This window comes from Arthrobacter sp. HMWF013 (assembly GCF_003061105.1).
Classification (GTDB): Bacteria; Actinomycetota; Actinomycetes; order Actinomycetales; family Micrococcaceae; genus Arthrobacter.
The window spans coordinates 5,911-11,129 of sequence record NZ_QAIQ01000260.1; the positions used below are offsets into that span (position 1 = coordinate 5,911).

5 protein-coding genes are annotated in these 5,219 nt (G+C 66.7%); 2 read left to right on the top strand and 3 right to left on the bottom strand.

Features of this window, described 5'->3' with window-relative positions:
- The coding region (locus DBR22_RS24470) for a Vms1/Ankzf1 family peptidyl-tRNA hydrolase (RefSeq protein WP_258229137.1) at positions 1-221 on the top strand (221 nt) is incomplete at its 5' end.
- An 11-nt stretch (positions 222-232) separates the two neighbouring features.
- On the opposite strand, the gene DBR22_RS10445 is transcribed toward DBR22_RS24470, so the two are convergent.
- Complete coding sequence (locus DBR22_RS10445; RefSeq protein ID WP_108598962.1) at positions 233-1,030, bottom strand: dioxygenase family protein; 798 nt, start codon at positions 1,028-1,030, stop codon at positions 233-235.
- Between the two features lie 174 nt (positions 1,031-1,204).
- Here DBR22_RS10445 and DBR22_RS10450 point away from each other — a divergent pair, with 174 nt between their 5' ends.
- On the top strand, positions 1,205-3,511 hold the full coding sequence (locus DBR22_RS10450) for a sialidase family protein (protein WP_146187467.1): 2,307 nt from the start codon (positions 1,205-1,207) through the stop codon (positions 3,509-3,511).
- An 88-nt stretch (positions 3,512-3,599) separates the two neighbouring features.
- Here DBR22_RS10450 and DBR22_RS10455 read toward each other — a convergent pair whose 3' ends face one another.
- Positions 3,600-4,391, bottom strand: a complete 792-nt coding sequence (locus DBR22_RS10455) for a GNAT family N-acetyltransferase (protein ID WP_441296239.1) — start codon at positions 4,389-4,391, stop codon at positions 3,600-3,602.
- Positions 4,392-4,461: 70 nt separating this feature from the next.
- A partial coding sequence (locus DBR22_RS10460; protein ID WP_308810200.1) for an amino acid--tRNA ligase-related protein occupies positions 4,462-5,219 on the bottom strand: 758 nt, incomplete at its 5' end.

Below are 5,219 nucleotides of genomic sequence, written 5' to 3' on the forward strand. Positions count from 1 at the left end.
AACAGGCCCGGCTGGTGTTCGGCGGCCAGTCGTTTGAATACATCGTGCCGGGCGGGGACCGCACCCTGGCTGACCTGGTACTGGAGGACCCGCTCCTGAAGGACTATGCACGCCTGCCAAGGCTCGCTTACCTGGACGTCCCCGACCCCAGGTCGGCAGTGCTCCGGAAGGCGGCCGTCGATGCCTGCGCCGTCCGGATCCAGGTGACCGATCCGGCCTGACGGCGTGTTGCCTAGGTGAGGGTCCAGGAGCGCTTGGACAGCCCGAACCAGAATCCGTCGATTGCCGTCCTGGCCTCCAGGGTGCCGGACCCATAGGCGGCGCCAAGTGCCACGTACAGCGGAGCCCAGTGCTCGCTGCGCGGGTGCGCTTCCCGTGCCGCCGGGGCCTTGTGCAGGAAATCCAGGATGGAGTCGACGTCGCCGCGGGCCATGGCTTCTTCGGCCCACTGGTCGAATTCGCTGGAGGCTGCCGGCGGGGTGCTGTCGGGCCCTCCTGCGGGGTTGAACCAGCGCAGGTTATGCGTGGTGAACCCTGAACCGACGATCATTGTGCCGCGGTCGCGCAGCGGTGCCAGGGACATGCCGAGGTTGAACAGGCCCTGTGGATCGAGCGTAGGCATCGACATCTGGACAACCGGCACGTCCGCTTCCGGGTACATCTCCTTCAGCGGCACATACGCCCCGTGGTCCAGGCCCCGGCCCTCGTCGCGCTCGACATGGTGGCCGTGGCCGCCCACCAGCCGTTCGACCTCCGCGGCAAGCCCCGGGGCCTGGGGAGCGCCATAGGTGACCTCATAGTACTTCTGGGCAAAGCCACCGAAGTCGTACACCAGGCCGGGATCACGCCGGGTGGCACTGAGCGTGACGGGGGCATTTTCCCAGTGCGCCGACACCATCAGGATGTCCTTTGGCTTGCCGAAAGTGCCGGACCAGTCGCGGAGCTGCCGCGTCCAGGTGGCGTCGTCGGCAAGCGGCGGTGCTCCATGGCTGAGGAAGAGTACGGGAGGGAGGCCTGATGTCTGCGTCATAGGAATATTGTAACCTCTTTTAATTGAAGCTTCAAGTATTTGCAGGATTGTCAGCAACCTCCGGAAGTTATCCACAAGCGGCCGTTTGCCCCAAGCGCCGGCCCCAGTTCCTGCCTAGACTCCAGAACAGGGGCCGCTTCCTGGGCCCGAACCAAGCCGGGGGAAAACGTGACCTTGAAGATCAGACTGACGGCTGCAGTGGCAGCGCTGGCACTGCTCTGCACCGGCTGCACCGATGGTGGCTGGCTGGACCGGACCCGGCTTTCGTTCCATACGGATGGAATCGGGACCGCTCTTGCCAGCGAAGACCGCACCAGGAATTCGCTGACGGCCATGACGAGCCGCCGGCAGGAAGTCCTCGCCGTCCTTGACATCACGACGTCAACCCACAGCGGTCACCGCGCGGCCTACTCCCCGGATAACGGCGCATCCTGGCTTCCGGTCCTGTTTGACGGCAACGAGGATCCGGGCATGGCACTTGCCGGCATGCCCACCTCCCGTGAGGGACAGTGGCTCCTGCTGGGGCTCCGTCACGGCGAGGTTTTCGCCTTCACCAGCATCAACGGGAGGGATTTCCGCCTCCAGCCGGAACCAATTCTTGAAACCACCGCCACAAGCCTGAACGCGGTGGTCGGAACAGCGCAGGGCTGGCTCCTGGCCACAACGCCCCACAGCGGGTCAGCCAGCACCGCCATGACGCTGTACCAGAGCACCGACGGGTCAGCGTGGACCGGGCGGGACGGGACCGCGGCCGGGCTACCCGCTGCGGACAGCACCTTCCACCCGTTGAGCATGGCCGCAGGTCCCGACGCCGTGCTTCTGGTGGGCCAGGAGGTACCTCCCAGCCGCCCACCGTATGCACGTGCGTTCTCCTCCACCGACGGCGGGAACAGCTGGGTGGACACCAGTCCGGACAGCTCGGGCGTCGGCCCGCTCGGTAACGGCCTGTGGACTGCCGCGTGGTCGGGTACAGAGTTCAGGGTGACAGGGCATGCGTGGCCAGCAGACCGTGTTCGCAAGGACTTCCCGGTGGGCATGGCCGGTAGTTGGACCCCGGGAGGAGCATGGCAACTGGGCGCGGACCCTTCGTGGAGCAGCCAGACGCAGGGGTTTCCCCGGCAGTCCGACGTCGCCTACGGTTCTGCGGGAGCCGTCGCAAGGCAAACGGCCGGCGGCGTGAGCGTCGATTTGCCTAAAGTGCTTCTGCAGCGGCCGGGGCAGCCGTGGTCCGAACTGCTGCTGCCTGCGCCCGCCGCGGGTGGGCTCCGCCTCTATTCCGAGGTGACTGCCGTTGCTGACGGCTTCCTCGTGGCCGGGACCGACTCCCAGCACGGAAACGAGCAGATCCTTCTCTGGCATGTGGACGCCGGAGGGGTCATTACCGGCCGGCACGCAGCCCTCGAAGCCGCGGCTCCGCTGCTTCCTGCCGGGGATGGCCCGCATATCACCGGCTTCAGCAGCAGCGGTGGCAAATCGCTGGCCTTCGGCTCGGTCCGTTCCCAGCCCACCATCTGGGAGCTGGAGGGCGAACGGGAATTCAGCAACTACACCGCCCTGGTCAGCGACGACGACCAAACGCTCGACACCCTGACGGCGGGGCCCCGCGGTTTGATGCTGCTGGGCAGCCGCAGGACTGTGAACAGCCACCTGCCGGCTATCTGGTCGCGGCCGGAGGGCGGTGCATGGTCGGAATACACCGGCAACATCTTCGGCGCGGGCACGGAAAACGGGGAATCTCCGGTGAAAGCGGTACTCCCATCCAGTCATGGCTTCCTCGCAGCCGGCTGGTTTCATGCGGATGGTGCAGATCATGCGGGAATCGCGGTCTCCGAGGACGGCACCACGTGGAGCCATGTCCAGGCCGGCGCCCTGCGGGGCAAGCCATCGATGGGACGCTACATCGGTTCACTGGCCGAGACCACCGGTGGAACCGTAGTGGCGGGCGGATCCATCGACGAGGGAACGCTGCGCAGGGCCTCGGTATGGGCATCCCCTGACGCCCGGACGTGGACGCCGGTCCTGCTCCCCCGCGCCGAGGGTTATCCGGACGCCCGTGTTATGTCGCTCACGGCGGGGCCGTTGCGGACCGTCGCCGTGGTGCAACACAGCTCCACGGGGAAACCTGACCGCTATTCCACGTACTCCAGCGCTGACGACGGATTGACCTGGGAGCACGGAACGGATCTGGATGCTCCCTCCCCTGACCAGGACGTGACCGCCCCCCGGATCGCTGTTAAGGGCGATGGATTTGTGCTGGTGGCGACCCAGGGCGTGCCACGGCGTCACACGCCGGTTCTGATGGTGAGCGGCGACGGGAGGCAGTTCGCGGGAGTGCCCGTGGACCACGAAGCACTCGAACAGGAGAATCTCAGTGTTTCCGCCATCGGAATCGCCGGGAAGAGGCTGATGATCGCCGGCATCACCGGGCCTGCTGACAAGCGCGAATCCTTCGGGATCAGCATTGAAGTGACTGAGCATTGAATCGACTGAGCATTGAAGTGAATGGGCGTTGAAGTGATTCAGCACAGTGAGGTGGCGGGGTTTTGCAGATATCAGGTTGCGCGTGCCCTCAGCAGCCGGTCAGGTGCCGCTTGGGGCGTTCCTGCCGGTAGAGGTAGCGGCCGGCTTCGCGGAAGCCGGCCGCCGCGTAGAGTGCCTGGGCCCCGTGGTTCTGGGCGGTGACGAGCAGCCACAGCCGGCCGGTCCCCGCCGCTCGTCCCGCAGCGGACAAAGCCGCCAGCCCCCGGCTGGCATAGCCGCGGCGGCGGAGGTCAGGTCGTGTGGCCATGCAGTAGACGCCGCCGGAACCGCCTTCACCGTCAGGAACCGCGAGCCGTCCGACGGCGGCGGGCGCGCCGTCGTCGGACCGCACCAGGGCATACAGCGAAGGGCAGCCGGTCAGGATGGTGCGGGCCGTCTCCCGCTCGGCCGGGCCGCCCCGGCCGTCCACGCTCCACCAGAGCTGCAGCCATTCTTCAGACGGCGTCCCGGACATTTCGACGCCGGATGGCATGTCTTCCGGTCCGCCCGCGCCGGCAGAATCACGGGTCATGATCAGGGTCTCGGACTGCCGCGTGAAGCCCTGGCCGTCCAGCAGGGAATTCAAGGCAGCTGAACGCTGATCAGCGAACACCTGGAAGATCAGCGGAAGCCGCCGTGTCCGGTACCACAGCCGGGCCTCACGCAAGGCGCCCAGCTGATGGTGCGGGTCACTGCCGGGATCCCGGGCCCATACCGAGTTGGCGCGCTGGGTCACCCCGGCCGCCGCGCGGAGGACCCATCCCGCGGATGCTGCAGAGTCCGGGGCGGGCCATGCAGCGTCCATCAGGACCTCAAGTTCCGCCAGGGTTGGACCTGTCACGGCGTACCACCTTCCCGATGCAAAAGGCTCCCCGGTGTCCCGGGGAGCCTTTTGGCTGCGGCATCTCAGATCAGTCGGCCTTCTTGGCTTCCGGTTTGAAGTCGACGCCGGCTTCCTTGCGCTGCTGGGCCGTGATGGGGGCCGGGGCCTGGGTCAGCGGGTCATAGCCGTTGCCGGTCTTCGGGAACGCAATGACGTCGCGGATGGACTCGACGCCTGCGAGCAGCGCCACCACACGGTCCCAACCGAACGCGATGCCGCCATGCGGAGGGGCGCCGAACTTGAAGCCCTCCAGCAGGAAGCCGAACTTGGTCTGGGCATCTGCCCGGTCCAGGCCCATCAGTTCAAAGACGCGTTCCTGGACATCGCGCTCGTGGATACGGATGGAACCGCCGCCGATTTCGTTGCCGTTGCAGACGATGTCGTAGGCGTAGGAAAGGGCTGATTCCGGGTCCTGATCGAACGTGTCCATAAACTCGGGCTTGGGCGAGGTGAAGGCGTGGTGGACGGCGGTCCACGTGCCTGCGCCGACGGCCACATCGCCGGAAGCCACGGCTGCGGCGGCCGGTTCGAACATGGGCGCGTCAACCACCCAGCAGAAGGCCCAGGCGCCAGGATCGATCAGGCCCGTGCGGTGGCCGATTTCCACACGCGCAGCACCGAGGAGGGCGCGCGCGGCGGATTTTTCACCGGCGGCAAAGAAGATGCAGTCGCCGGGCTTGGCGCCCACGGCGTCAGCCAGGCCGGAGCGTTCCGTGTCAGTCAGGTTCTTGGCAACCGGACCGGCCAGTTCGCCGTCTTCCTTGAAGAGGACGTACGCCAGGCCCT

Excerpts from the sequence above, each read along its gene's own strand:
- DBR22_RS10445 (WP_108598962.1), bottom strand. The coding sequence starts at position 1,030 with ATGACGCAGACATCAGGCCTCCCTCCCGTACTCTTCCTCAGCCATGGA.